Consider the following 21775-nt stretch of genomic DNA (forward strand, 5'->3'; position numbering starts at 1 on the left):
GCCTGGAGCCGTGAGCGCGCCCCCGACGGCGGCGACGGCGTCTACCAGCGGGACTCCACCTGGTCCTTGATCCGGCGCTCGTACAGGTCCCGGATCGCCGCGAGGGTCTCCCCGCCCAGCGGCGGCAGTTTCGCGGCGGCGGCGTTCGCGCGCGCCTGCTCCGGTGAGCGGGCGCCCGGGATGACGGTGGTGACGCCGGGCTGCTGGACGACCCAGCGCAGCGCGAGCTGGGCCGGGGTGTACCCCTCGGGGGCGAGCGAGGCGAACTCGGCGGCGGCCTCCACGCCCGTGGCGTAGTCGACGCCGGAGAAGGTCTCGCCCTGGTCGAAGGCCTCGCCGTGCCGGTTGAAGGCGCGGTGGTCGTTGGCCGGGAAGACCGTGTCCCTGGTGTACTTCCCGGACAGCAGCCCGGAGGCGAGCGGGACCCGGGCGATGATGCCGACGCCCGCCTCCCGCGCGGCGGGCAGCACCTCGCGCAGCGGCTTCATGCGGAACGGGTTGAGGATGATCTGCACGCTGGCCACGTTCGGCCGGGCGATCGCCGTCAGCGCCTCGGCGCAGGTCTCCACGCTGACGCCGTAGGCGGCGATCCGCTCCTCCTCGACGAGCGTGTCGAGGGCGTCGAACACCTCGTCGCTGGAGTACACAGGTGTCGGCGGGCAGTGCAGCTGCACCAGGTCGACACGGTCGACGCCGAGGTTGCGCCGGGAGCGGTCGTTCCAGGCGCGGAAGTTGTCCAGGACGTAGTTCTGCGGGATCTGCTCGACGCGCCGGCCCATCTTGGTGGCGACCAGCACGTGCAGGTCCGGCCGGGAACCGAGGAAGGTCGCGATGGTCGACTCGCTGCGCCCGTCGCCGTAGACGTCGGCGGTGTCGAAGAAGGTCACTCCCGACTCGGCGGCCGCCTCCAGTACGGAGAGGGCCTCCTTGTCGTCCACGTCGCCCCAGTCGGCGCCCAGTTGCCAGGTGCCGAGCCCGACGACCGACGCGTGCTGGTGCGACCTGCGGAATTCACGTTCGTCCATGGCGCCAGTCTGTCATCAGCGGCGTCCGCCGGTCCGCCGGGCTACCCGGCGGCCGCCGTGCGGCACTCCGGGTGGCCCCAGCCCTGGTCGTTCTTGGCGATGGGCTCGCCCGCCGCGTAGGAGCGGCCGCACACGCAGCGGCCGGGGAACTTCGCCTTGAGCGTGCGGGACGACGATCCGCCGCCGCGCTGCCGGGCCGCCTTGGTGCCGTTGGCGCGGCGCGAGGAGGCGGACGCCGGGGCGACGGGCGAGGGCGGCGGTTCGGGCGAGCCGAGGGCGCTGCCCGCCGCCTGCTGCGCGGTCGCGGCCTGGCTGGCGGCGCGGTCGGCGAAGTCGTTGAGCGGGTCGCCGTCGACCTGGTGGGCGGGTACGTAGCGGAAGTCGACCGAGCGGCCCTGGAGCAGTTCGTCGATCCGCACGACCAGCTCCTGGTTGGCGACCGGCTTGCCGGCGGCCGTCCTCCAGCCGTTGCGCTTCCAGCCGGGCAGCCAGGTGGTGACGGCCTTCATCGCGTACTGCGAGTCCATCCGCACCTCGAGCGGCACGTCCGGGTCGGTCGCCGTCAACAGCCGCTCCAGCGCCGTGAGTTCGGCGATGTTGTTGGTCGCCCTGCCGAGCGCTCCGGCCTCCCAGCGGGCCGGGGTCCCGGCGTCGTCCGAGACGACCCATGCCCAGCCCGCAGGACCCGGATTTCCCTTCGACGCCCCGTCGCAGGCGGCCACCACACGTTCACGCATGAGCTCGATCATGCCACGCCCGGACGGGGCCTTCGGGCCGCTGCCCGGCGAACCCGTGCGCGGGAAGCACCGGACTCCCGAGCGGTGACCACCCTGCGGTGACCGTCCCCTGCCGACCGGGCCCGGAGGTCGCTCCATGGCGGAGCTGTCCCGTCGTACGGCGCTGTGCGCCACCGGAGCCGTCGCCGTCGCCGTCGCAGGAAGCCAGTGGGCGGCGGCCGCCAGGTCGTAGCGGTCGCTGCCGCCGGCCGCCAGGGGGAAACGCGTTGTCCGACCGCCGGCGGAAGATCAGCCGCCGCCGGGGCGGGTCGGCCGTCACCGGCATCCGGTACGCCCTTTGTCACGCTTTCCGGGGCACCCGGCCGCNCCGCCGCTCCCGGTCAGTCCAGCTGCCGGTGCAGGAACGCGACGGTGCTCTCCCAGGCCCGGGCTGCGGAGTCGGGGTGGTGGCTGGGGCGGCGGTCGTTGAAGAAGGCGTGGCCGGCCGGGTACAGGCGGAAGTCCGGTGCGGTGCCGGACTGCCGCCGGATCGTCTCGGCCAGTTCCTCCACCCGCTGCGGCGGAATGCTCCGGTCCCGCTCCCCGTAGTGGCCGAGGATCCGGGCGCGCAGCCCGGAGAAGTCGGGCATCTCGTCCCGGACGACGCCGTAGAACGGCACGGCCGCGCTCACCCGCGGCTCGACCGCGGCCAGGTACAGCACGAAGCCGCCGCCCATGCAGAAGCCGACCGCGCCGGCCGTGTCCGAGGTGACCTCGGGCAGGCTCAGCAGATGACCGACGGCGCCGGAGAGCAGTTCGACGCCGCGGGAGACCGGCAGCGCCTTCAGCATCCGCAGGGCCTCGTCGCTGTCGTGCGCCACACTCCCGCCGTACAGGTCGGGCGCCAGGGCGACGAACCCCTCGGCGGCGAGCCGGTCGGCGACGTCGGCGATGTGGTCCGTCAGCCCCCACCACTCCTGGATGACCAGGACGCCCGGGCCGCGTCCGGACGGGGGCAGCGCGAGGTAGCCGTGCGCGGTGGCTCCCGCGCTCGGGAAGGTGGTGTTCTGGCGGGCGGGCCTCTCGGCGGGCCCGGGCCGCTCGGGCATGGCGCTGAACTCCTGTCCGGTCGCCCCCCTCCTTCCATCATGACAGGCGGCGGAGCCGCGAGCGGGCCACGGCAACCGGCCGACTACAATCATGTAGACGATCTGGACCGGTTCCACTGGACCGCGGGCGATGACGGGGTGAAGGACGTTCCCATGACCGACGCGAAGGACGAACGCCGGCCGGCCGGTGAGCTCGAAGCGGGCGTCATGGCCGTCCTGTGGGCCGCCGGCGCGCCACAGACGCCCGGCCAGGTCCAGCTCGGCCTCGGCAACGGCCTGGCCCGCACCACGGTCACCACGATCCTGACCCGGCTGTACGACAAGGGCGTCGTCGAACGCCGCCGCCAGGGGCGGGGCTACGCCTACTACCCCGTCCAGGACGCGCACGGGCTCACCGCCCGCCGCATGCACTCCGAACTCGACCGCGACACCGACCGCGAGACGGTTCTCGCCCGCTTCGTCGCCCAGCTCAGCCCCGACGACGAGCGCATCCTGCGGGACCTGCTCGAACCCGGTGAGCGATGACCGCGACCCTGCTCCTGCTCCTGCCCCTGCTGCTGCCGTTCGCCGTGCCGGTACCGGCCCGGCGCGCGCTCGACCGCCTCGCCCCCGTGACCGCGCTGTGGGTGATCACCCTCTGCGCGGTCGTGCTCGCCGGGTGCTCCCTGGCCGCGCTCGGCGCCTTCGTGCTCACCGGACTGCTCAGGCTGCCGGCGTTCGCGGCGCTCGGGGAGCTCGTACACCCCCTGTCCACCGCGTCCGGTCCGGTGGTCCTCCCGGCGGCGGCCGTCTCCGTCGGGGCGCTCGCCGTGTGCGCGGGCACGCTCGGACGCGCGGCGCTCAAGGAGTTCCGCGCCTTTCGCAGGGCGCGCACCGAGGCCGGACGCAGGCCTGCGGCGGGCGACCTGTGCGTGATCGACTCCCCGCGGCCCGACGCGTACGCCCTGCCCGGCCGCCCGCACCGCATCGTCGTCACCACCGCGATGCTGCGCAGCCTCGACGCGGCCGAGCGTGAGGCGCTGTTCGCGCACGAGCGGGCGCACAACCGGGGCGGCCACCACTACTTCCTGGCCGTCGCCGAAATCGCCGCCCACTGCCATCCCGCGCTGCGGCCGGTCCGCCGGGCGATCCGTCTCGCGGCCGAGCGGGCCGCCGACGAGGCCGCGGCCGCGGCCGTCGGCGACCGCCGTCTGACCGCCCGGGCCATCGCCCGCGCCGCCCTGGCCGGCCAGGAGGCCCGGTCCGCGCGCCCGGGTCTCGCCCCCGCCGCCGCCTCCGGCCCGGTCCCGCACCGCGTCAGGGCACTGCTGGCCGCCCCGCACGTCACCCGCCGCGCCGCGACCTGCGCAGCCGCGCTGCTGCTGGCCTGCGCCACGGTCTCCTTCGCCTCCTCGGTCACCGGCCTGATCGACTTCCACCACCGGGTCGAGATCGCCCAGGGCGAAGAGTCCCGCTGACCGCCCGCCGTACTCACCGCACCTGCTCCGACGGGATTGGTGTCCATGACGTTTTACGTATAACCTCACTCGGCGCCCGCCCGTCCCGAAAGGCCCTGATGAGACGCATCGCCCTGGTCACCCTCGTCGTCGACGACTACGACGAGGCGATCCGCCACTACACCGGGGCGCTCGGCTTCCGGCTCGCCGAGGACACCCCGCGCCCGGACGGTTCGCGCTGGGTCGTCGTCGAACCGGACGGGAGCGGCACCGGCGCCGCGCTGCTGCTCGCCCGCGCCAGGACCGGATCCCAGCGGGCCCGGGTCGGCGACCAGACCGGCGGGCGCGTCGGGTTCTTCCTGCACACCGACGACCTCGCCCGCGACCACGCCCGGATGCGGGCGGCGGGCGTGACCTTTCTGGAGGAGCCGCGGCACGAGCNAGCCGTACGGCACCGTCGCCGTCTTCGAGGACCTCTACGGCAACCGCTGGGACCTGCTCCAGCCCGCCACCCCGTGACACCCACCACCTGCCCGAGGAACCATTCATGACCGCGCCCCGCGTCGACACCGACACCCTCCGCCGGCTGCCCAAGGCCGTGCTGCACGACCACCTCGACGGCGGGCTGCGCCCGGCCACCGTCGTCGAACTCGCGGACACGGTCGGCCACACGCTGCCCACCACCGACCCCGACGAGCTCGCCGCCTGGTACTACGACGCGGCCAACTCCGGGGACCTGGTGCGGTACATAGCCACCTTCGAGCACACCCTCGCCGTGATGCAGACCCGCGAGGGCCTGCTGCGCACCGCCGAGGAGTACGTCCTCGACCTGGCCGGGGACGGCGTCGTCTACGGCGAGGTCCGCTACGCCCCCGAGCTCATGGTCAAGGGCGGGCTGACGCCGGCCGAGGTCGTCGGGACCGTCCAGGAGGGCCTGGCCGCCGGCATGGCCAAGGCGGCGGCGAACGGAACGCCCGTCCGGGTGGGCACGCTGCTGTGCGGGATGCGGATGTTCGACCGCAGCCGCGAGATCGCCGACCTGGCCGTCGCCCACCGCGACGCCGGTGTCGTCGGCTTCGACATCGCCGGCGCCGAGGACGGCTTCCCGCCCGCCGACCACCTGGCCGCCTTCGAGCACCTGCGCCGCGAGAGCGTGCCGTTCACCATCCACGCCGGCGAGGCCCACGGCCTGCCCAGCATCCACCAGGCGCTGCAGGTCTGCGGCGCCCAGCGCATCGGGCACGGCGTGCGCATCACCGACGACATCGTCGACGGCAAGCCGGGCCGGCTGGCCGGCTGGGTGCGCGACCGCCGGATCGCCCTGGAGATGTGCCCGACCTCCAACCTGCAGACCGGCGCCGCCCGCTCGATCGCCGAGCACCCCATCACCGCCCTGAAGGACCTCGGCTTCCGGGTCACCCTCAACACCGACAACCGCCTGGTGTCCGGCACGACGATGACCCGCGAGATGTCCCTGCTGGTCGAGCACGCGGGCTGGACGGTCGAGGACCTGCGCACGGTCACGGTGAACGCGGTCAAGAGCGCGTTCATCCCCTTCGACGAGCGCAACGCCCTGCTCAGGGACGTGGTTCTGCCGGGCTACGAGTCCGCGCTCGCCAACAGCCCCCTGACGTAGGCGGCCTGTCCGGCGTGCTGCAGGTCGTCGGAGAGGACGCTGACCAGGCGCACGCCCAGGGTGACCGGCGGATCCCAGCGCTCGTCGACGACGCGTTCGAGGTCCTTGGCGGCCAGTTGACGCAGGGCCTTCAGGGTCTGCTCGTGCACGGCGTCGTAGTAGCCGGTCAGCAGTTCGCCCGAGGCGACCCGCACCTTGGCGGCCTGCGCCGGGCTGTGCCCGTACCCGGTGTCGTGGCGCTTCAGGCCGAGCCCGAAGCGCTCCTCCCAGCCCTGCGCGAGCCACACCTGTCCGAGGCCGAACGCGTCGGCGACGTGGTCGTCCTGCACCCGCGTGAGGTGCCAGACGAGCCAGGCGACGGAGTTGGCGCCGTCACCGGGACGGGCGTCGAGCCGCTCGGCCGGCAGGCCGTCGACGACGGCGTGGACCTCTTCCCGGACGCGGCCGTAGCCGTCGATGAGGATGTCCTTCGCATGCATACGCCCACCATGGCGCATCCGCCCCCGTCACGCGTCCGGAACACCGCCGGACGCCGGGCCCCGTGACTCCAGCAGGGCGATCAGGGCACGGGCGGCGGGGCTGGTGGCCTGTTCGGGCGGCAGCAGGGCGACGGTCTCGTACTCCGTGCCGGCGACGTCCTTCAGCGGCAGCGCGGTCAGCGAGGGCCGCTTGTGCCGGAAGTGGCGGGGCACGACCGCGATGCCGAGGTTCTCGCCGACCAGGTCGAGCAGGCCGTGCACGTCGTTGACCTCCAGGGCCACCGTGCGCCGCACGCCCGCGGCGGCGAAGGCCGCGTCGGTGGTCCGGCGCGGCCCCCAGTCCGGGTGGAAGTCGACGAAGACCTCGCCGTCCACGTCCTGCGGCGCGAGGACGGCGCCGGACGCCGCGAACCGGTGGCCGGGGTGGCACAGCACGGTCATCGGCTCGCTGGTCAGCGACACCGAGCGCAACTGGTCGGTGTCCGCGCGGGTGCGGTAGGCGAACGCCAGGTCGAGCCGGCCGGCCGCGACCTCCTCCGCCAGCGCGCCCGAGCCCGCCTGCCGCAGCCGTATCTCCACGTCCGGATGGAGTTGCCGGAACGCGGCGAGCAGTCCGGCCACGTGCACCCCGGCGATGCACTGCTCGGTGCCCAGCGACAGCGTGCCGCGCAGCACGCCCTGCACCGCCGCCACCGCCTCGTGCGCCGCCCGCACCTGCGCCAGGATCCGCTCCGCCTCACCGAGCAGCGCGCGCCCGGCCTCCGTGAGCGTCACCCGGCGCGTGGTGCGCACGAACAGCGGCGCCCGCAACTCCCGCTCCAGCGAACGGATCGACGCCGACAGCCCCGACTGGGAGACCATCAGCCGCTCGGCGGCCCGGGTGAAGTGCTGGTCCTCGGCGACGGCGACGAAGTGCTGGAGGTGGCGCAGTTCCATGACTGAGAAGCCTAGTCGTTGAATCTCATCGGATTCTTCTGTTGGACCACTGCCCGGGAGAGGCGCCAGAGTGGGGACGGCCGGCTCCACGGAGTCGGCCGTCCTCCCTGCCTGCCAACCCCTCCTGGAGTCGCGTTGTACACCGCCCACCCCGACCGCTACGCGGACATGCCCTACCGGCGCACCGGACGCAGCGGCCTGAAACTCCCCGCGCTGTCGCTCGGACTGTGGCACAACTTCGGCCCCGACCGCCCGGTCGAGACCCAGCGCGCCATCCTGCGCCGCGCCTTCGACCTCGGCGTCACCCACTTCGACCTGGCCAACAACTACGGCCCGCCGCCCGGCGCCGCCGAGTCCGCCCTCGGCGAGGCGCTGCGGGCGGACTTCGCGCCGTACCGGGACGAGCTGGTGATCTCCACCAAGGCCGGCTACCTGATGTGGCCCGGCCCGTACGGCGAATGGGGCTCGCGCAAGTACCTGCTGTCCTCCCTGGACCAGAGCCTGCGGCGGATGGGCCTGGACTACGTCGACATCTTCTACTCGCACCGCCCCGACCCTGACACCCCGCTCGAGGAGACCATGGGGGCCCTGCACTCGGCGGTCCGGCAGGGCAAGGCGCTCTACGTCGGAGTCTCCAACTACTCCCCGGAGCAGACCCGCGAGGCCGCCCGGATCCTGGGCGAGCTGGGCACCCCGCTGCTCATCCACCAGCCGCGCTACTCGATGCTCGACCGGCGGCCCGAGGAGCAGGGCCTGCTGGACACCCTCGACGAACTCCAGGTCGGCTCCATCGCCTACTCCCCGCTGGAGCAGGGCCTGCTCACCGCCCGCTACCTCGACGGCGTTCCCGAGGACTCGCGCGCGGCGAGCGACAGCCCGTTCCTGGACTCCGACGCGGTCACCGGGGACCTGGTGGGCAGGCTGCGCGCCCTGGACGAGATCGCCACGTCCCGCGGCCAGTCCCTGGCCCAGCTGGCCCTGGCCTGGGTGCTGCGCGGCGGCCGGGTCACCTCGGCCCTGGTCGGCGCGAGCAGCCCGCGGCAGCTCCAGGACAGCGTCGAGGCGACCCGCAACCTGGACTTCGACGCGGAGGAACTGGCCCGCATCGACGCGATCGTCAAGCCGTAGGGGCCTGCCTCACGCCCCCGCGGGCACCCGGTCGAGGAAGCCGAGTACGGCGCGGATCCTCCCCTCGGCGTCCAGGGTGACCACATCGGAGCCGGCGACCGGGGCGGAGCCTCCCCCGGAGGGGGCACCCCCGGCCCCGCTCACCAGCTCCCAGGAGAAGCGCGCCGTGTCGTGGTGCCCGTCGACGGTGCCGGTGAGCCGGAAGACGAAGCCGGGGAACTGCTCGCGGGCGGCGGTGATCACGGCCGCGATCCGCTCGTGGCCGCCGGCGTCCACGAGGGGGTCGGTGTAACGGCCGTCCGGGGTCCAGGCGGCGGCCACCGCCTTCGCCCGGGCCTCGGCATCGGCCGCGTTCCAGGCCTCGAAGTAGCGGGCGACGGCGCTCTCGTAACGGTCGGTGTGCGCGGACATGGCGAATCAGCCTCCATCGAGGTCGTACACGCTGGTCAGGACCCGGATCTCCGTAGTCGGCGACCCGATGGGACCACCCTGCCGGGCCGTGCCGCGCGGGTCGATTACCGCTGGGGTAATGGCCGCGCGGCCACGGGCCGTCACGGTTTCGGCCACGCGGCGTGCCGAATATGCCAGGAGACTGGCCGGAAAGTCATGGTGACAGTGTTTCAGCAGTGAACATACTCAAGTTTCAGGGCAGTTCACCGCACAACCACCATGCTTCACCGCACGGCAAGCGCACGGAGAGCGAGGCAGCACGGCAGGGCGACGCGACGGGGGAGGAGCAGTGCACGACGAATTCCTGTGCCATGTCACCGCGTACGGCGTGTGCGGCGGGCGCCGCGTCGGCGTGCCGCTCGGCACCTACCGCGCGCCCACCCTGGCCCTGGCCCTGTGGTGGCTGCGCGACCGCGCCTCCTGGATCGCCGAACGGCTCGACCCCCTCCCCGACAGCCCCCACGTCCCGGCCGGCGCGCTCGTCCCGGTGCCGGACACCGTGCCCGACGTGCCGCGCGTCCTGCGCGCCTGGTGCGCCGACGCGGCACAACAGGAGACCGTCGCCGACGAGCTGGCCGACGGCCGGCTGGTGCGGATCGTCGCGAGCGACGACACCACCGAGTACGAACTGCTCGCCGAGTCGGTGGACGCCCTGCGCATGCACCGCACCCTCCCGGCCCTCGTCCTGCCGATGGCCTGAGCGGAGGCCGCCCGGCCCTGTCGTCGCCTTCCCGCCGTCCGCCCGCGGGGCGGGCCGCGCTGCGCCCGGTGCCGGGGGCGCCTCCCTTGCCCTCCGGGCAGTGGGGCGCGTCGCGAGGCGGAGGGCCGCCCGCGTACGGGGCGTATGCGGGCGGTCCCGTCAATGCGGCGAGGCGCCGTGCCCGGGGGCACCTCCCGGCCACCGGGGCGGGGGAGCGTCGCGCGGCTGGGGGCACCTCCCGGCCGAAGGCTGGGGGAGGAAATGTGCCGACGGGGCCTGAGCGGAGGGTCCCTCGCCCCGGCGGCGTACCCGTGCGGCCGGCAGGGCTCCCAGGAAGCCGGTGACCAGGCCCCACCCGGCGGCCAGGCCCAGCGCACCCCACAGCCGCGGTGTGAGCAGGAGCTCTCCGGACAGGCCGCCGCCCACGTTCCCGATGCCGAGGAGGGACAGGCCGTAGTGGGCGGAGACCCGGCCCACGGCACAGACCGTCAGCACCGTCAGCACCAGCGCGACGGCCATGTGCAGGGCGTGCCGCCAGGCGGGCAGCCGCGCCGGGGAGCGCGCCGCCATCAGGAACGCGGCGCCCAGCAGCAGTACGGCGTCCACGGCCACCAGCCACCACACCCGGCCGTCGTGCTCGGCGAGCGTGCCCACGTTGAGCGTGGAGACGTCCGGGGTGCGCAGCACCTGGTCGAGCAGGTGCGGCGCGGGCAGCCCGAACGGGCCGTCCACCCTGCCGTGCCAGGTGGCGCCCAGGCCGATCGTGAAGGCGAGCCAGGCCAGGTTCGGCAGCCCGAGCAGGATCACCGCGAAGTGGTCCGCCGGATGCCCGCGGGTCGCCGCCGTCACGAGCGCGACGACCAGGCCCACGACGACGCACGCGAGCAGCAGGACGACCATGGCGTACGCCGCCGGACGCACCGACTCCCGCAGCCGCGCCGGCAGCGGCGCCCCGGGCGCCACCAGCAGGGCCGGCACCAGCACGCCGGCCAGCCACAGCAGCCCGAAGAGCACGGTCAGCGGCACCTGCGCGGTGAAACCGACCTCCGGCTCGGCGCCGAACAGGCCGCCGATGGCGCCGAGCACGCCGTCGCCGAGGTCGACGGCGAAGGTCTGCCGGGCACCGAGCGCCAGGCCGGTCAGGGCGAGCAGCCACAGCACGGCGATCCGGGCGGCCCATCCGGCCGGTTCCCGTACCCCGGCCACCGCGCGGTGCCGCAGCGGCCGCAGGAACCCCTCGGCGAGGACGAGCGCGCCGACGAGCGTGACCGACAGCGGCATCACCGTGATGCCGGCGTGCGTCTCGGCGAGGACGCCCGCGTTCCCCGACAGCTCCACGCTTCCGCCGACCGCCGTCACCACCGTCGCGGCGACCACCCGGGGGAAGGCGTTGTCGGGAAGTCCGGTGGCACCGGCCGCCCACAGCCCCAGCGCGGCGACGGTGCCCATGGCGAGCAGAGCGGCCAGCACCGTGGCGGCGGCCCGCACCCAGCCGTGGCGGGCGGCCGGTGCGGCGGTGGGGCTCGGCGGGCTCACACTGCCACGCTAAGCAGCCCGGCCGCGGCGCGCCCGCCGGGAGGTCCGGGTGCGGGGACTGCAGGGCGCGGCCCGGGGTAACAGGACAGGTGCAGCAGTGTCGGGACGGACCGGCTTGGCGAGAGAGACATGCATGACCGAGAACCTGGACGGGGCAGTGATACCGACTGGTTTCGACGTTCCCGTGGACCCGCTCCGGCGGGCGGCGCACTACACCGGTGAACCGGGGTGCATCGCCGAGGCGCGGGCCTTCGCCGCGCAGTTCCTGGACCAGCTCAGGACCGAGTGGTGCGCCGGGATCGGCCGCCGTTCCGGCGAGGCGCTCCTGCTGGTGGTCAGCGAGCTGGTCACCAACGCAGACCGGCACAGCAACGGCCCGTACATCCTGGAACTCGAGGGCACGGACGTCTCCGTCGACGTGTGCGTCTACGACAGCAGCGCCGCGCTGCCCCGGCGCTTCCCCCGGGACCCGCGGCGCGTCGGCCGGCACGGCCTGGAGATCGTGCACGCGCTGGCCTCCGAGGTCACCGTGGAGCGGATCCCGGTCGGCAAGCGCGTGCGCGCGGTGGTCGGCCTCGGCCGCGACTGAGCGTCGGGCCGCGTCAGGCGCAGCCCAGCTCCCCCAGCATCCCCTGGCGCAGCTGTGTGATGATCCGCTTGATCAGCCGGGAGACGTGCATCTGCGAGCAGCCGAGCCGTTCGCCGATCTCCGCCTGGGTGGCCTCCTCCACGAACCGCAGATGGATGATCTGCCGGTCGCGTTCACTGAGCCCGGCCACCAGCGGCGCGAGGGAGTGGAAGTCCTCGACGAGCCCGATCCCGGCCTCCTCGACCCCGATGAAGTCGGCGAGCACCGCCTCGCCGTCCTCGGCGCCGTCACCGGTGAGGGCGGCGTCCAGCGACGCGGAGTTGTAGCCGTTGGAGGCGATCTGGGCCTCGACCACCTGGTCCTCGGAGAGGTTCATCAGCGTGGCGAGCTCGGCGACCGTCGGGTCCCGGTCCAGGCGGCTGGACAGCTCCTCGCGGGCCCGGGCCAGCTCCACCCGCAGCTCCTGCAGCCGCCGCGGCACGTGCACCGCCCAGGTGGTGTCACGGAAGAACCGCTTGATCTCACCGACGATGTACGGCAGGGCGAAGGAGGTGAACTCCACCTCGCGCGCCAGCTCGAACCGGTCGATGGCCTTGATCAGGCCGATCATCCCGGTCTGGACGATGTCCTCCATGTCGTCACCGCGGTTGCGGAAACGGCCGGCCGCGAACCGCACCAGCGACATGTTCATCTCGATGAGCGTGTTGCGCGCGTACTGGTACTCGTGCGTGCCCTCCTCCAACTCCGCCAGCCGCCGGAAGAAGTGACGGGACAGCTCCCGCGCGTCACGCGGAGCGACCGACCGCGGATCCGCCACCCCCGGCAGCGGCCCGCCACCCGTCTCGGCCTCCCGGGTCCTCCCGACCGCTGCCTCGGACCGGATCACGGCGGTGTCCATTGCCTCTCCCACGAAAGTCACGGTGCGACCTCTGCCTTTCGGCCCGTATACGTCTGTTCCGGTGCTCCGGCCACCGGACGGCCGCGCGACCCCCGGGTTCCCCGCACACGGTGATGTATGCGTGCCCCGGTCCCGGGGGTCCGCTCACGTCCTGCCTGCCGGGCCGTATGGAGTGCGCATACCCGGAGTCACCCGGCGCATGCCCCCCGTGTGCCGGGCGGCACGGGACCGGCCGCACGCGGGCGCGGCCGGTGATTCACCCAGGGCGGAATGCCGCTCCCTTCCGCCCGCGTGGGCGATCCCTACGCTGAGGGGATGAGCAGCCAAGCGCCCGACCACGTCCGCGTCGTCCCCCTGCGCCCGCCGGCCACGCGCCCGGGGACGGCCCGCCCGGTGTCCGACCGCCCGGCCGGGAGGAGTCCGGCCGCGGCTCCCCGTGAACCGCTCTGGCGTGACCTCGTCGGTGACGTCCTGCGCCGGGAGAGGCTCGCGCAGGAGCGCACGCTCAAGGACGTCGCCGACGCGGCGCGGATCTCGATGCCGTATCTGTCGGAGATCGAACGCGGCCGCAAGGAAGCCTCCTCGGAGGTCCTCGCGGCCGCGGCACGGGCGCTCGGCCTGGGCCTGGGCGACCTGCTGTCACTGGTGCAGGGGGAGCTGGCGCGGGTCACCCGCCGCACCACGCCCGCCCCCCGTCACGGCGGACTGTGCCTGGCCGCCTGACGACGACGCCGGCTCAGCACCTTGTCGGCCAGCCCGTAGGCCACCGCCTCCTCGGCGGTGAACACCTTGTCGCGGTCCATGTCCGCGCGCAGGGTGGCGATGTCGTGACCGGTGTGCCGGGACAGCACCTCCTCCACCTGGGAACGGATCCGGACCATCTCCCTGGCCTGCAGCGCGAGGTCGGAGACCGTACCCTGCCGGCCACCGCTGGCCGGCTGCCCGAGCAGCACCCGCGCGTGCTCCAGGACGAACCGGCGCCCCGGGTCCCCGGCCGCCAGCAGCACCGCCGCCGTCGAGGCCGCCTGCCCCACGCAGAACGTGGAGATCGGCGACTGCACGAACGCCATCGTGTCGTAGATCGCCATCAGCGAAGTGAACGAGCCGCCGGGCGAGTTGAGATAGACCGCGATCTCGTGCTCCGGGTTCGCCGACTCCAGGTGGAGGAGCTGGGCGATGACGACGCCCNCCCGCCACGCCGTCGTCGATCTCGGTGCCGAGGAAGACGATCCGCTCGTTCAGCAGCCGGCTGAACACGTCGTAGGACCGCTCGCCCTGAGTGGTCCGCTCGATCACGTACGGAACCGTGTACGACCCCATGTCACCACCCCGTCCGTCGGCGCGCGGAGACCGGACGGATGTCGGCGAACGACTCCACCACCCGGTCCACCATCCCGTACTCCCTGGCCTGCTCGGCCGTGAACCAGCGGTCCCGGTCGCCGTCCCGTGCGATCGTCTCCTCGCTCTGCCCGGTGTGCTCGGCGGTGATCCGCTCGATGGTCCGCTTGGTGTGCTCCAGGTTCTCCGCCTGGATCTCGATGTCGGCGGTGGTGCCGCCGATGCCCGCCGACGGCTGGTGCATCATGATCCGCGCGTTCGGCAGCGCGAACCGCTTGCCGCGGGCGCCCACGGTCAGCAGGAACTGGCCCATGCTGGCGGCGAACCCCATCGCCAGCGTCGACACGTCGTTCGGGATGAGCCGCATCGTGTCGTGGATGGCGAGGCCCGCGGTGACGGACCCGCCGGGGCTGTTGATGCACAGGCTGATGTCGGTGCGCGGGTCGTCGGACGACAGCAGGAGCAGTTGCGCGCACACACGGTTGGCCGACACCTCGTCGACCTGGGTGCCCAGGAACACGATCCGCTGCGCGAGCAGCCCGGCCGCGAGGTGGTCGTCGAACCGGCTGGGCGAGGTGTCGCCCTCCTCGGCCCGCGGCGGGAGCGCGGTGAGCCGGGACAGGGTGGTCGGTGGAGCCATCGGATCTCCTTCTGGTGGCAGGGATGCCGTCGAACTCCACTGTCCCCTCGGCGAGTTGCCCGCAGACGGCTTCTCTGCCCGCAGCAGATTCGCCACGAGCGGAGCCGCCCCGCCGGCCCTCCTGAACTTTCTTCGGGCGCGCCGATGAGTTTCGCCGTGCGGGCCGGTCGATACACATGTCCGCATCGCACACGTTCAGGAGGGACCCGTGGCCACCGAAGGATTCACCACCTGCCTCTGGTTCGACGGCCGGGCCGAGGAGGCCGCCCACTACTACGTCTCGATCTTCGAGAACGCCGGCATCGGGCGGATCGGCCGCTGCACCGAGGCCGGGCCGGGCCCGGCCGGGTCCGTGCTCACCGTCGACTTCACGGCGAACGGCCAGAAGTTCGTCGCGCTCAACGGCGGCCCCGAGTTCACCTTCAACGAGTCGATCTCCTTCCAGATCCACTGCGCCGACCAGGAGGAGGTCGACCACTACTGGACCGGGCTCACCGAGAACGGCGGCGAGCCCGGCCACTGCGGCTGGCTCAAGGACAGGTACGGCGTCTCCTGGCAGGTGGTCCCGGACCGGCTCATGGAGATGCTCGGCGGCCCCGACGCCGAGAAGGCCGCCCGCGCCATGCGGGCGGTGCACGCCATGGGCAAGCTCGACATCGCCGCCCTGGAGAAGGCGTACGCCGGCGAGTGACGGCGTACTGCGGGGCCGGCCCACCCGCGCGGGGGAGTGGACCGGCCCCGGCGGGCCCCGGCTCAGGACAGGTCGTTCACCAGCACCGCCGCCCCGTCGAAGCGGCCCGCCTTGAGGTCCCGCAGGGCCTGCTGGGCCGCGGAGAGCGGGTAGGGGTGCGTGGTGGCGCGCACGCCGTACCGGGCGGCCAGCGCGAGGAACTCCCGGCCGTCCTCGCGCGTGTTCGAGGTGACGCTGCGCAGCTCCTTCTCGTAGAACAGCTCGCTCGCGTAGTGCAGCGGAGGCGTGTCGCTCAGGTGGATCCCGGCGACGGACAGGACGCCGCCGCGGTCCAGGGCCCGCAGGGCCACCGGGACCAGGTCGCCCACCGGGGCGAACAGGATCGCGCTGTCCAGCGGCTCGGGCGGCGACGCGTACGCGTCCTGGGCCGAGGCGGCACCCAGCTCCAGCGCGAGCCGCCGCGGGGCCTCCCCGCGGGTCATGACGTGCACGGTGGCACCCCGGGCGAGCGCCACCTGGGCGCACAGGTGCGCGCTGCCGCCGAAGCCGTACAGGCCGAGCCGCCCGCCCGGCGGCAGCGCGGCCCGGCGCAGCGCCCGGTAGCCGATGATGCCCGCGCACAGCAGCGGCGCGAGCGCCACGTCGTCGACCTCGCCGGGCAGCGGGTAGGCGAAGGCGGCCGGGACGGTGGTGTACTCGGCGTAGCCGCCGTCGGCGTCCCAGCCGGTGTAGCGGGAGGCCGGGCAGAGGTTCTCCGCGCCGCGCGCACAGTACGCGCAGGTGCCGTCGGTACGGCGCAGCCAGGCCGCGCCCACCCGGTCGCCGGGCTCGAAGCCGCTCACCGCCCGCCCCCGGCCCGCCACCACGCCCACGACCTCGTGGCCCGGTGTGACCCCGGGCCGGTGCACCGGAAGGTCGCCCTCGGCGACGTGCAGATCGGTGCGGCACACCCCGCACGCGCGCACGTGCACGAGCAACTCGTCGTCCCCGGGCACGGGAACCGGCTTCTCCACGAACCGCAGCGGCCCCTCCTCCACCGGCCGCGGCCCGGTCACCGTCCACGCCCGCATCGTGCCGCCCGTCATCCCGCGCCGTCCGCCATCTCGCGCCCCGTCCTGCCGAAAGCCGCTCCCCGCCCGTCCCTCCGGTGTGGAACCCAGCGTGGAACCCAGTGTGGAACAAACGAGCCCGTCCGGCGCGCGACCCGCCCCGGGGACGGCTGCCGTGAGCATCCGGACGGCCGGACAAGAGGCACCTCTCCACGGGACCGCCTGAGCTGGGCTCTTCCTGCCGCTCCCGAGGAGACGCCACTTGATCGATCCCTCCGCCGCCGGTGTCGCGCAGTCGGTGTACGGGGAGTCCGTGGACCGTCTCGCGGCTCACCGCCGGCAAGGCACTGGTGGACAGGATGTCCATCGGCCGGGCCGGGCACGGGGCGGATCCGGGGTCGAGCGCGACGCCGGCAGGATCCACCTGTGGGCCGGCGCGATGCCCCGAGCGGTGGCCGGGCCACGGCCGTCGCCCGCGTCCCGCACGTGCCGGACGGCACCGCCGACGCCTCCGGCCCGTCCGTGGTCCGCACCCCGCGCGGGGGTCCTCACTCGCTCCTGGTGTGCAGCGCGTCGAGACGGGCCATCTCCTCGTCGGTGAGACGCAGCGCGCCCGCGGCCACGTTCTCCACCAGGTGGTCGGGGTTGCCCGTGCCGGGAATGGCCAGCACGTGCGGTCCCTGCTGCAGGGTCCAGGCGATCCGGACCTGGGCGGGCGTCGCGCCGTGGGCCCGTGCGACGGCCGTGACCTCCTCGTCCTCGTCACCGCTCTTCGCACCCTGCGAGCCGCCCTCGCCGGCGATCGCGAAGAACGGCACGAAGGCGATGCCCTCCTCGCCGCAGACGCGCAGCAGTTCGTCGGTCGCCGGGTCGCGGAAGTCGAGTCCGAAGCGGTTCTGCACGCACACCACCGGTGCGATGGCCCGGGCCTCGGCCAGGTGGCGCGGCTCGACGTCGGAGATGCCGAGGTGCCGGATCAGACCCTCCTCGCGCAGTTCGGCGAGCGCGCCGAAGTGCTCGGCGATCGAGTCCTGCCGCATCCGGCGCAGGTTGACCACGTCGAGGTGGTCGCGGCCGAGCTGGCGCAGGTTCTCCTCGACGTGGCCGCGCAGGTCGTCGGGGCGCGCGGAGGTGCCCCACTCCCCCGAGTAGTTCCGGAAGGGGCCGACCTTGGTGACGACGACCAGGTCCTCCGGGTACGGGGACAGCGCGCTGTTGATCAGCTCGTTGGCGGAGCGGCGCGCGGAGAAGTAGAAGGCCGCCGTGTCGATGTGGTTGACGCCGAGTTCGACGGCCTTGCGCAGGACGGCGATCGAACGCGCCCGGTCGCTCGGGGTGCCGAGGTGGAAGGCGGCGCTGCCCGTCAGCCGCATCGCGCCCAGGCCGACGCGATTGACGGTCAGGTCGCCGAGTTCGGAGGTGCCCGCGGCGTCCGCGGTGATCGTTTCGGAGCTCATCGCCGGAGTCTCGCACACCGCGTGCGCCGCGGGCGGCCGCCTTTTACGGATAGGTGTGGGTGTTCAGGGAGTCGACGGCGGCCGCCGGGTTGCCCAGGTCGTAGCGGTCCACGGCGAGGAAGTTGGGCTTCTTGCGCGCGGCGGGCTCGCAGAACCGCTCGGCGCGGTCGGCGAGTTTGCCGTTGTCGGTCTGCGCCGTGCCGGAGATCGTGGTGTCGCGGAAGTGGTTCATCACGAACAGCGGGCGGAAGCCGGGCTCGGTGCGGGTCAGCGGGATGTTGAGGTCGGCGCCGTACCAGCGGCTGTAGCAGGACCAGTCGGAGGAGCCCAGGCCGGACCCCATCGACCAGTGGTTCTCGACCGTCCACTCGCGCTGGTACATCACGCCGAAGCTGTCCCGGGTCAGGCCCGCGGTCTCGTCGGCGGAGCGGCTGTGGTCGGTGAGGATCAGCAGCCGCTGGTTCGCCGCGATCAGATCGGCCATCCTCGGCCAGCCGTTCTGGCGCACGCCGGTCCGGTCGGGCCGGTAGAGCACGTCGGACAGGCCGTCGACGCGGGCGAGTTCACCGCGCAGGACGCCGGGGTCGACATAGTCCTCGAGGAAGACGGTGACGAACTGATCGGGGTGCGCCTCGAGGAAGTCGACCATGCGCTGCAGGTCCACCCACAGCGCGACCGGCTTGCTGACCAGTGTGCAGCTGTTGTGGCAGAGGATCGCGCCGTCCCGGGTCTGGTGGATGTCCAGCATGAACCCGCGTACGCCGTCGGCGAGTTGCCGGTCGATGCCGCGGGTCTGGTTGGGCACGAGGTTGACGAACGGTGGGGCGAATCCGCCGTCGACCCCGTTGGCGTAGGCGTTGTGGGCGGTCAGGAAGGTGACCTGGTCGAGGGTGCGCCGGTCGGCCGGCGGCATGGGCCGGGTGGCCGGTCTCACCGGAGTGAGGTACCAGCGGGCGAGGCCGCCCGCGGAGCCGATGGCCAGCTGGGCCGGGTAGTTGGCGCCGGCCGGCTTGGCGGCGACGGTCAGGTGGCGGTCGGCGCCGGGGACCTTGAGGGTGTACTGGTCGTCTCCGGCCGGTGCGATCTCCCAGGCCGCGTCGGGGCCCGTGCAGGCGACGGTGCGCGCCTGGTCGCCGGAGCGGCCGAGGCAGCTGCCCGCCGTGTCGGCGTCCTCCAGGACGTACGACGCCCCGCTCGCCCGGAGGTTCCACCGCTGGTGGTCCTCGTCGCCCTTGGGGTTGTGCTGTTCCACGGCGCTCTTGCCGGCGGCGGCGTTGAGGCCGGTCGTGGCGCTCTGGACGTAGTACGTTCCGCCGGGCGGAACGTCCGCCGCGGCGTCGGCGGCGGCTGGGGGCGCCACGGCCGCGGCGGCCAGTGCCGCGGCCGTGGCGAGCAGGGCGTGGGGGGTGCGCATGACGGTGTGCCCTTCGTCCGGACGTGGTCGTGGCGCATGGCCGTGACGCGATGGCCGCGACCCGGTCTCCTGGATGGTCAGGGGCATGACACCATGCGGCGCACCCGCGCGTCAGCAGTACAGGTTGGCGCCCGGCGAAACCCCGAGGATCTGTGTGAACTTCTGGTAGGCGTTGACGCGGCTCTGCACCTGGGCGGGGTTGCGGCCGTCGCATTCGAGGGAGCCGTTGATGCTGCGGATGGTCTGGCCGAAACCCGCTCCGTTGACCATGGCGTTGTGGCCGGTCATGGAGCCGGGGCCGGACTGGGTGTTCCAGTACCACAGGCCGGTCTTCCAGGCGACGGAGGCGTTGTTCTCCACCTGCCAGGGGTTGTTGAGGAGGTCGATGCCGAGCGCGTCGCCCGCGGCCTTGTAGTTGAAGTTCCAGCTGAGCTGGATCGGACCGCGTCCGTAGTACGCCGCCTGGCCGGCCGGACAGCCGTACCACTGGCTCCAGTCGCAGTAGTGCGGGTAGTTGGCGGTGTTCTGCTCGACCACGTGCACCAGTCCGCCGGTCTCGTGGCTGACGTTGGCGAGGAACGCCGCGGCCTCCTGCTTCTTCACGGTGTCGCTGCCGGTGTTGGCGAATCCGGGGTACGCGCCGAGGGCGGCGGTGAGCCCGCTGTAGGAGTAGAACGAACTCCGGTTCGGGAACATCTGGTTGAACTGCGCCTCGCTCACGACGAATCCGGCGGCGGAGGCGGTGGGGGCCGACTGGAGCACCAGGGCGGCACCCGAGACGGCGAGCGAGGTCAGGACGGCGGCGATACGGCGCCTCGACACAGGATCAACTCCTTTGTGCGGCACGGCCGCACCCGTACGAGGGCAGGGCGGGGCCCGGCCTCGTGCGCACGCGCCGGTGGTACCGGCCACGGGGGTGGGGGGCGGCCGTGGTGGGGGGTGTGGAGGCACACTCAACCGCATTTGGTCTGTACCAGTCAAGGACGGAGACCGGCCGACCGACCGCGCCCGCGCCGCGGCCGACCGACCGCCGGTGACCGGGCGTCAGTCCCCGGCCGGGTGCAGGAAGGGGCGCACCTCGACGGGCAGAGTCGTGGCCCGGGCCGCCTTGCGCCCCCACTCCAGGGCGGCGTCCAGGTCGGGCGCCTTGATCAGACAGAGCCCGCCCAGGTATTCCTCGCCCCCGGCACGGGGTCCGTCCGTGACCAGCACGTCCTCACCGCTGGGACGCAACACCCTGGCCGTCTCCGGGCCGTACAGCCCGCCGGCGAAGACCCAGGCCCCTGCCTCGCGCAACTCCTGGTGGAAGGCCTCGACCCCGGCCATGACCTCCGAGAGCGCCTCGGCCGAGGGCGGGGTGCCCTCGCTGGGCTGGATCACGCTGAGCAGGTAGTACTTCATGGCGCCCTCCTTGACGTCGTGCCGTTGTCCCACCTCCTACACGAACGACGGCTCCCCGGATCGGCACCTCGCCCGACGGTGCCGGGAGAATCATTTCCATGACCGTCGCAACGCATCCCCTCGTCGCCCGTGCCCGCCTGCTCGCGGACGACCTGCTCGCCCCGCACGCCGAGCGCGTCGACCAGGCGGGCGTGCCCGTGAGCCATGTCGAGGCGGTGAAGCGGTCGGGTCTGCTGGGGGTCGGCGCGCCGGCGGAGTACGGCGGGGCGGCGGCGCCCGCCGCCGTGGCCCGGCGGACGGCGGAGATCCTGGCCGGGGCCTGCTGCTCGACCTGGTTCGTGACGACGCAGCACTACACGCCGGTGAAGCTGCTGGCGGCAAGCGGACTTCCGGTGCGCGAGCGGCTGTTGCGTCCGCTGGCGTCCGGAGAACTGCTCGCGGGCATCGCCTACGCGCACGTCCGCGCCTTCCCCCGGGTGCCCGTGCGTGCCGTGCCCGAGCGCGGCGGCTGGCGCTTCGACGGCACCGTGCCCTGGTACACGGGGTGGGGGCTGAACGACGTGATGCTGCTGGCGGGCGTGACGGACGCGGCCGAGGTGGTGTTCGCGTTCGCCGAGGCGCGCGAGCAGCCGGGTCTGCGCCCGTCGCCGCCCATGCGGCTCGCGGCGCTCACCGCCTCTCGCACGGTGTCGCTGCGCCTGGAAGGCCTGTGGCTGCCCGGGAAGGCGGTCGTCCTGCGCACCCCGCAGAAGGAGTTCGCCGTGGTCGACCGCCCCCGCAACACCAACGCCTCCCCGGCCGTCTTCGGCGTGGCCGACGCGGCGCTCGCCCTGCTGGACGGCGTCCCGGAGGCGGAGGAGACGGCGCGTTCCCTGCGCACCCGCCTGGACGAGACGCGTGAGCGGGCGTACGCCCTGTGGGATCATCCGGTGCCGCACGAGCGCATCGAGGAGCGGCTGGCGCTGAAGACACGGTCGTACGACCTGATGCGTGCCGCGACGACCGCAGCGGTCGTGGCCGGGGGCGGCCGGTCCCTGGACCTGGGCAGCCGGGCCCAGCGGCTGTTCCGCGAGGGGATGTTCCTGCTGGTCCAGGGCCAGACGGCCGAGGTGCGCCGGGCCCACCTCGGCCATCTGGGCGACTGAGG

25 protein-coding genes and 2 pseudogenes are annotated in these 21775 nt (G+C 73.4%); 11 read left to right on the plus strand and 16 right to left on the minus strand.

What is annotated here, in order from left to right; genetic code table 11:
- Positions 1 to 41 precede the first annotated feature (41 nt).
- The 3 genes from RH94_RS21705 to RH94_RS21715 form a co-directional block, all read right to left on the minus strand.
- Positions 42 to 1025 carry an aldo/keto reductase gene (locus RH94_RS21705; protein WP_073949162.1) on the minus strand — a complete coding sequence of 328 codons (984 nt, stop codon included), beginning with the start codon at positions 1023 to 1025 and terminating at the stop codon, positions 42 to 44.
- Positions 1026 to 1066: 41 nt separating this feature from the next.
- Positions 1067 to 1774, minus strand: a complete 708-nt coding sequence (locus RH94_RS21710) for a ribonuclease H family protein (RefSeq protein WP_073949163.1) — start codon at positions 1772 to 1774, stop codon at positions 1067 to 1069.
- A 368-nt stretch (positions 1775 to 2142) separates the two neighbouring features.
- Positions 2143 to 2850, minus strand: a complete 708-nt coding sequence (locus RH94_RS21715) for a dienelactone hydrolase family protein (protein WP_073949164.1) — start codon at positions 2848 to 2850, stop codon at positions 2143 to 2145.
- Between the two features lie 153 nt (positions 2851 to 3003).
- Between RH94_RS21715 and RH94_RS21720 the strand changes: the two genes are divergently transcribed.
- The 5 genes and pseudogenes from RH94_RS21720 to RH94_RS21735 all read left to right on the plus strand — a co-directional run bounded on the left by RH94_RS21720 (position 3004) and on the right by RH94_RS21735 (position 5922).
- A complete protein-coding gene (locus tag RH94_RS21720; RefSeq protein WP_073949165.1) occupies positions 3004 to 3375 on the plus strand; it encodes a BlaI/MecI/CopY family transcriptional regulator in 372 nt (123 codons plus the stop codon).
- Positions 3372 to 4307, plus strand: a complete 936-nt coding sequence (locus RH94_RS21725; RefSeq protein WP_073949166.1) for a M48 family metalloprotease — start codon at positions 3372 to 3374, stop codon at positions 4305 to 4307. The genes RH94_RS21720 and RH94_RS21725 overlap by 4 nt, the downstream gene beginning before the upstream one ends.
- A gap of 98 nt (positions 4308 to 4405) precedes the next feature.
- On the plus strand, positions 4406 to 4727 hold a 322-nt coding region (locus RH94_RS21730), incomplete at its 3' end, for a VOC family protein (RefSeq protein ID WP_234425942.1).
- 1 nt (position 4728) lies between these two features.
- Positions 4729 to 4805, plus strand: a pseudogene (locus tag RH94_RS44180) (VOC family protein); the annotation flags it as partial.
- 28 nt (positions 4806 to 4833) lie between these two features.
- Positions 4834 to 5922 carry an adenosine deaminase gene (locus tag RH94_RS21735; protein ID WP_073949167.1) on the plus strand — a complete coding sequence of 363 codons (1089 nt, stop codon included), beginning with the start codon at positions 4834 to 4836 and terminating at the stop codon, positions 5920 to 5922.
- Here the strand turns inward: RH94_RS21735 and RH94_RS21740 are convergent.
- Both RH94_RS21740 and RH94_RS21745 read right to left on the minus strand, forming a co-directional pair.
- Positions 5886 to 6401: a mycothiol transferase gene (locus tag RH94_RS21740; RefSeq protein WP_073949168.1), complete on the minus strand. Its 516-nt coding sequence runs from the start codon at positions 6399 to 6401 to the stop codon at positions 5886 to 5888. The two genes, RH94_RS21735 and RH94_RS21740, sit on opposite strands and share 37 nt — an antisense overlap.
- Before the next feature lie 27 nt (positions 6402 to 6428).
- A complete protein-coding gene (locus RH94_RS21745) occupies positions 6429 to 7337 on the minus strand; it encodes a LysR family transcriptional regulator (protein WP_073949169.1) in 909 nt (302 codons plus the stop codon).
- 135 nt (positions 7338 to 7472) lie between these two features.
- Between RH94_RS21745 and mgrA the strand changes: the two genes are divergently transcribed.
- Entirely contained in the window at positions 7473 to 8465 is a 993-nt protein-coding gene (gene mgrA / locus RH94_RS21750; RefSeq protein WP_073949170.1) for an L-glyceraldehyde 3-phosphate reductase, read from the plus strand.
- A 9-nt stretch (positions 8466 to 8474) separates the two neighbouring features.
- Here mgrA and RH94_RS21755 read toward each other — a convergent pair whose 3' ends face one another.
- Positions 8475 to 8876 carry a nuclear transport factor 2 family protein gene (locus RH94_RS21755; protein WP_073949171.1) on the minus strand — a complete coding sequence of 134 codons (402 nt, stop codon included), beginning with the start codon at positions 8874 to 8876 and terminating at the stop codon, positions 8475 to 8477.
- A 328-nt stretch (positions 8877 to 9204) separates the two neighbouring features.
- Between RH94_RS21755 and RH94_RS21760 the strand changes: the two genes are divergently transcribed.
- On the plus strand, positions 9205 to 9615 hold the full coding sequence (locus RH94_RS21760; protein WP_073949172.1) for a hypothetical protein: 411 nt from the start codon (positions 9205 to 9207) through the stop codon (positions 9613 to 9615).
- 159 nt (positions 9616 to 9774) lie between these two features.
- Here the strand turns inward: RH94_RS21760 and RH94_RS21765 are convergent, their stop codons facing one another.
- Positions 9775 to 11151 (minus strand): streptophobe family protein, encoded by a 1377-nt coding sequence (locus tag RH94_RS21765; RefSeq protein WP_234425943.1) that lies wholly within the window; start codon positions 11149 to 11151, stop codon positions 9775 to 9777.
- A 133-nt stretch (positions 11152 to 11284) separates the two neighbouring features.
- Between RH94_RS21765 and RH94_RS21770 the strand changes: the two genes are divergently transcribed.
- A complete protein-coding gene (locus RH94_RS21770; protein WP_073949173.1) occupies positions 11285 to 11740 on the plus strand; it encodes an ATP-binding protein in 456 nt (151 codons plus the stop codon).
- A 13-nt stretch (positions 11741 to 11753) separates the two neighbouring features.
- On the opposite strand, the gene RH94_RS21775 is transcribed toward RH94_RS21770, so the two are convergent.
- Positions 11754 to 12638, minus strand: coding sequence for an RNA polymerase sigma factor SigF (locus RH94_RS21775; protein ID WP_073949174.1), 885 nt, complete (start codon positions 12636 to 12638; stop codon positions 11754 to 11756).
- A 315-nt stretch (positions 12639 to 12953) separates the two neighbouring features.
- Between RH94_RS21775 and RH94_RS21780 the strand changes: the two genes are divergently transcribed.
- Complete coding sequence (locus tag RH94_RS21780) at positions 12954 to 13361, plus strand: helix-turn-helix domain-containing protein (RefSeq protein ID WP_073949175.1); 408 nt, start codon at positions 12954 to 12956, stop codon at positions 13359 to 13361.
- On the opposite strand, the gene RH94_RS21785 is transcribed toward RH94_RS21780, so the two are convergent.
- From RH94_RS21785 to RH94_RS21790, 3 genes and pseudogenes are all read right to left on the minus strand, one after another.
- Positions 13334 to 13826: ClpP family protease (locus RH94_RS21785; protein WP_234425944.1), on the minus strand; the 493-nt coding region annotated here is incomplete at its 5' end. The two genes, RH94_RS21780 and RH94_RS21785, sit on opposite strands and share 28 nt — an antisense overlap.
- Position 13827: 1 nt before the next feature.
- Positions 13828 to 13958 (minus strand): annotated as a pseudogene (locus RH94_RS44185) (ATP-dependent Clp protease proteolytic subunit); the annotation flags it as partial.
- A 1-nt stretch (position 13959) separates the two neighbouring features.
- Positions 13960 to 14616, minus strand: coding sequence for an ATP-dependent Clp protease proteolytic subunit (locus RH94_RS21790; protein ID WP_073949176.1), 657 nt, complete (start codon positions 14614 to 14616; stop codon positions 13960 to 13962).
- Positions 14617 to 14824: 208 nt separating this feature from the next.
- Between RH94_RS21790 and RH94_RS21795 the strand changes: the two genes are divergently transcribed.
- Positions 14825 to 15307 carry a VOC family protein gene (locus RH94_RS21795; RefSeq protein WP_073949177.1) on the plus strand — a complete coding sequence of 161 codons (483 nt, stop codon included), beginning with the start codon at positions 14825 to 14827 and terminating at the stop codon, positions 15305 to 15307.
- 62 nt (positions 15308 to 15369) lie between these two features.
- Here the strand turns inward: RH94_RS21795 and RH94_RS21800 are convergent, their stop codons facing one another.
- The 5 genes from RH94_RS21800 to RH94_RS21820 all read right to left on the minus strand — a co-directional run bounded on the left by RH94_RS21800 (position 15370) and on the right by RH94_RS21820 (position 20628).
- Positions 15370 to 16377, minus strand: coding sequence for a zinc-binding alcohol dehydrogenase family protein (locus RH94_RS21800; protein ID WP_199881028.1), 1008 nt, complete (start codon positions 16375 to 16377; stop codon positions 15370 to 15372).
- Between the two features lie 527 nt (positions 16378 to 16904).
- A complete protein-coding gene (locus RH94_RS21805; protein WP_199881025.1) occupies positions 16905 to 17813 on the minus strand; it encodes an oxidoreductase in 909 nt (302 codons plus the stop codon).
- Positions 17814 to 17856: 43 nt separating this feature from the next.
- Positions 17857 to 19227, minus strand: coding sequence for a PI-PLC domain-containing protein (locus tag RH94_RS21810; RefSeq protein ID WP_073949180.1), 1371 nt, complete (start codon positions 19225 to 19227; stop codon positions 17857 to 17859).
- A 111-nt stretch (positions 19228 to 19338) separates the two neighbouring features.
- A complete protein-coding gene (locus RH94_RS21815; RefSeq protein ID WP_073949181.1) occupies positions 19339 to 20049 on the minus strand; it encodes a chitinase in 711 nt (236 codons plus the stop codon).
- A gap of 222 nt (positions 20050 to 20271) precedes the next feature.
- Positions 20272 to 20628 carry a YciI family protein gene (locus RH94_RS21820; RefSeq protein WP_073949182.1) on the minus strand — a complete coding sequence of 119 codons (357 nt, stop codon included), beginning with the start codon at positions 20626 to 20628 and terminating at the stop codon, positions 20272 to 20274.
- Between the two features lie 98 nt (positions 20629 to 20726).
- On the opposite strand from RH94_RS21820, the gene RH94_RS21825 reads away from it, so the two are divergent.
- Positions 20727 to 21773, plus strand: a complete 1047-nt coding sequence (locus RH94_RS21825; protein WP_073949183.1) for an acyl-CoA dehydrogenase family protein — start codon at positions 20727 to 20729, stop codon at positions 21771 to 21773.
- Positions 21774 to 21775 lie beyond the last annotated feature (2 nt).

Origin of the sequence: Streptomyces kebangsaanensis (assembly GCF_001906585.1) — a bacterium.
Taxonomy (GTDB): Bacteria; Actinomycetota; Actinomycetes; order Streptomycetales; family Streptomycetaceae; genus Streptomyces; species Streptomyces kebangsaanensis.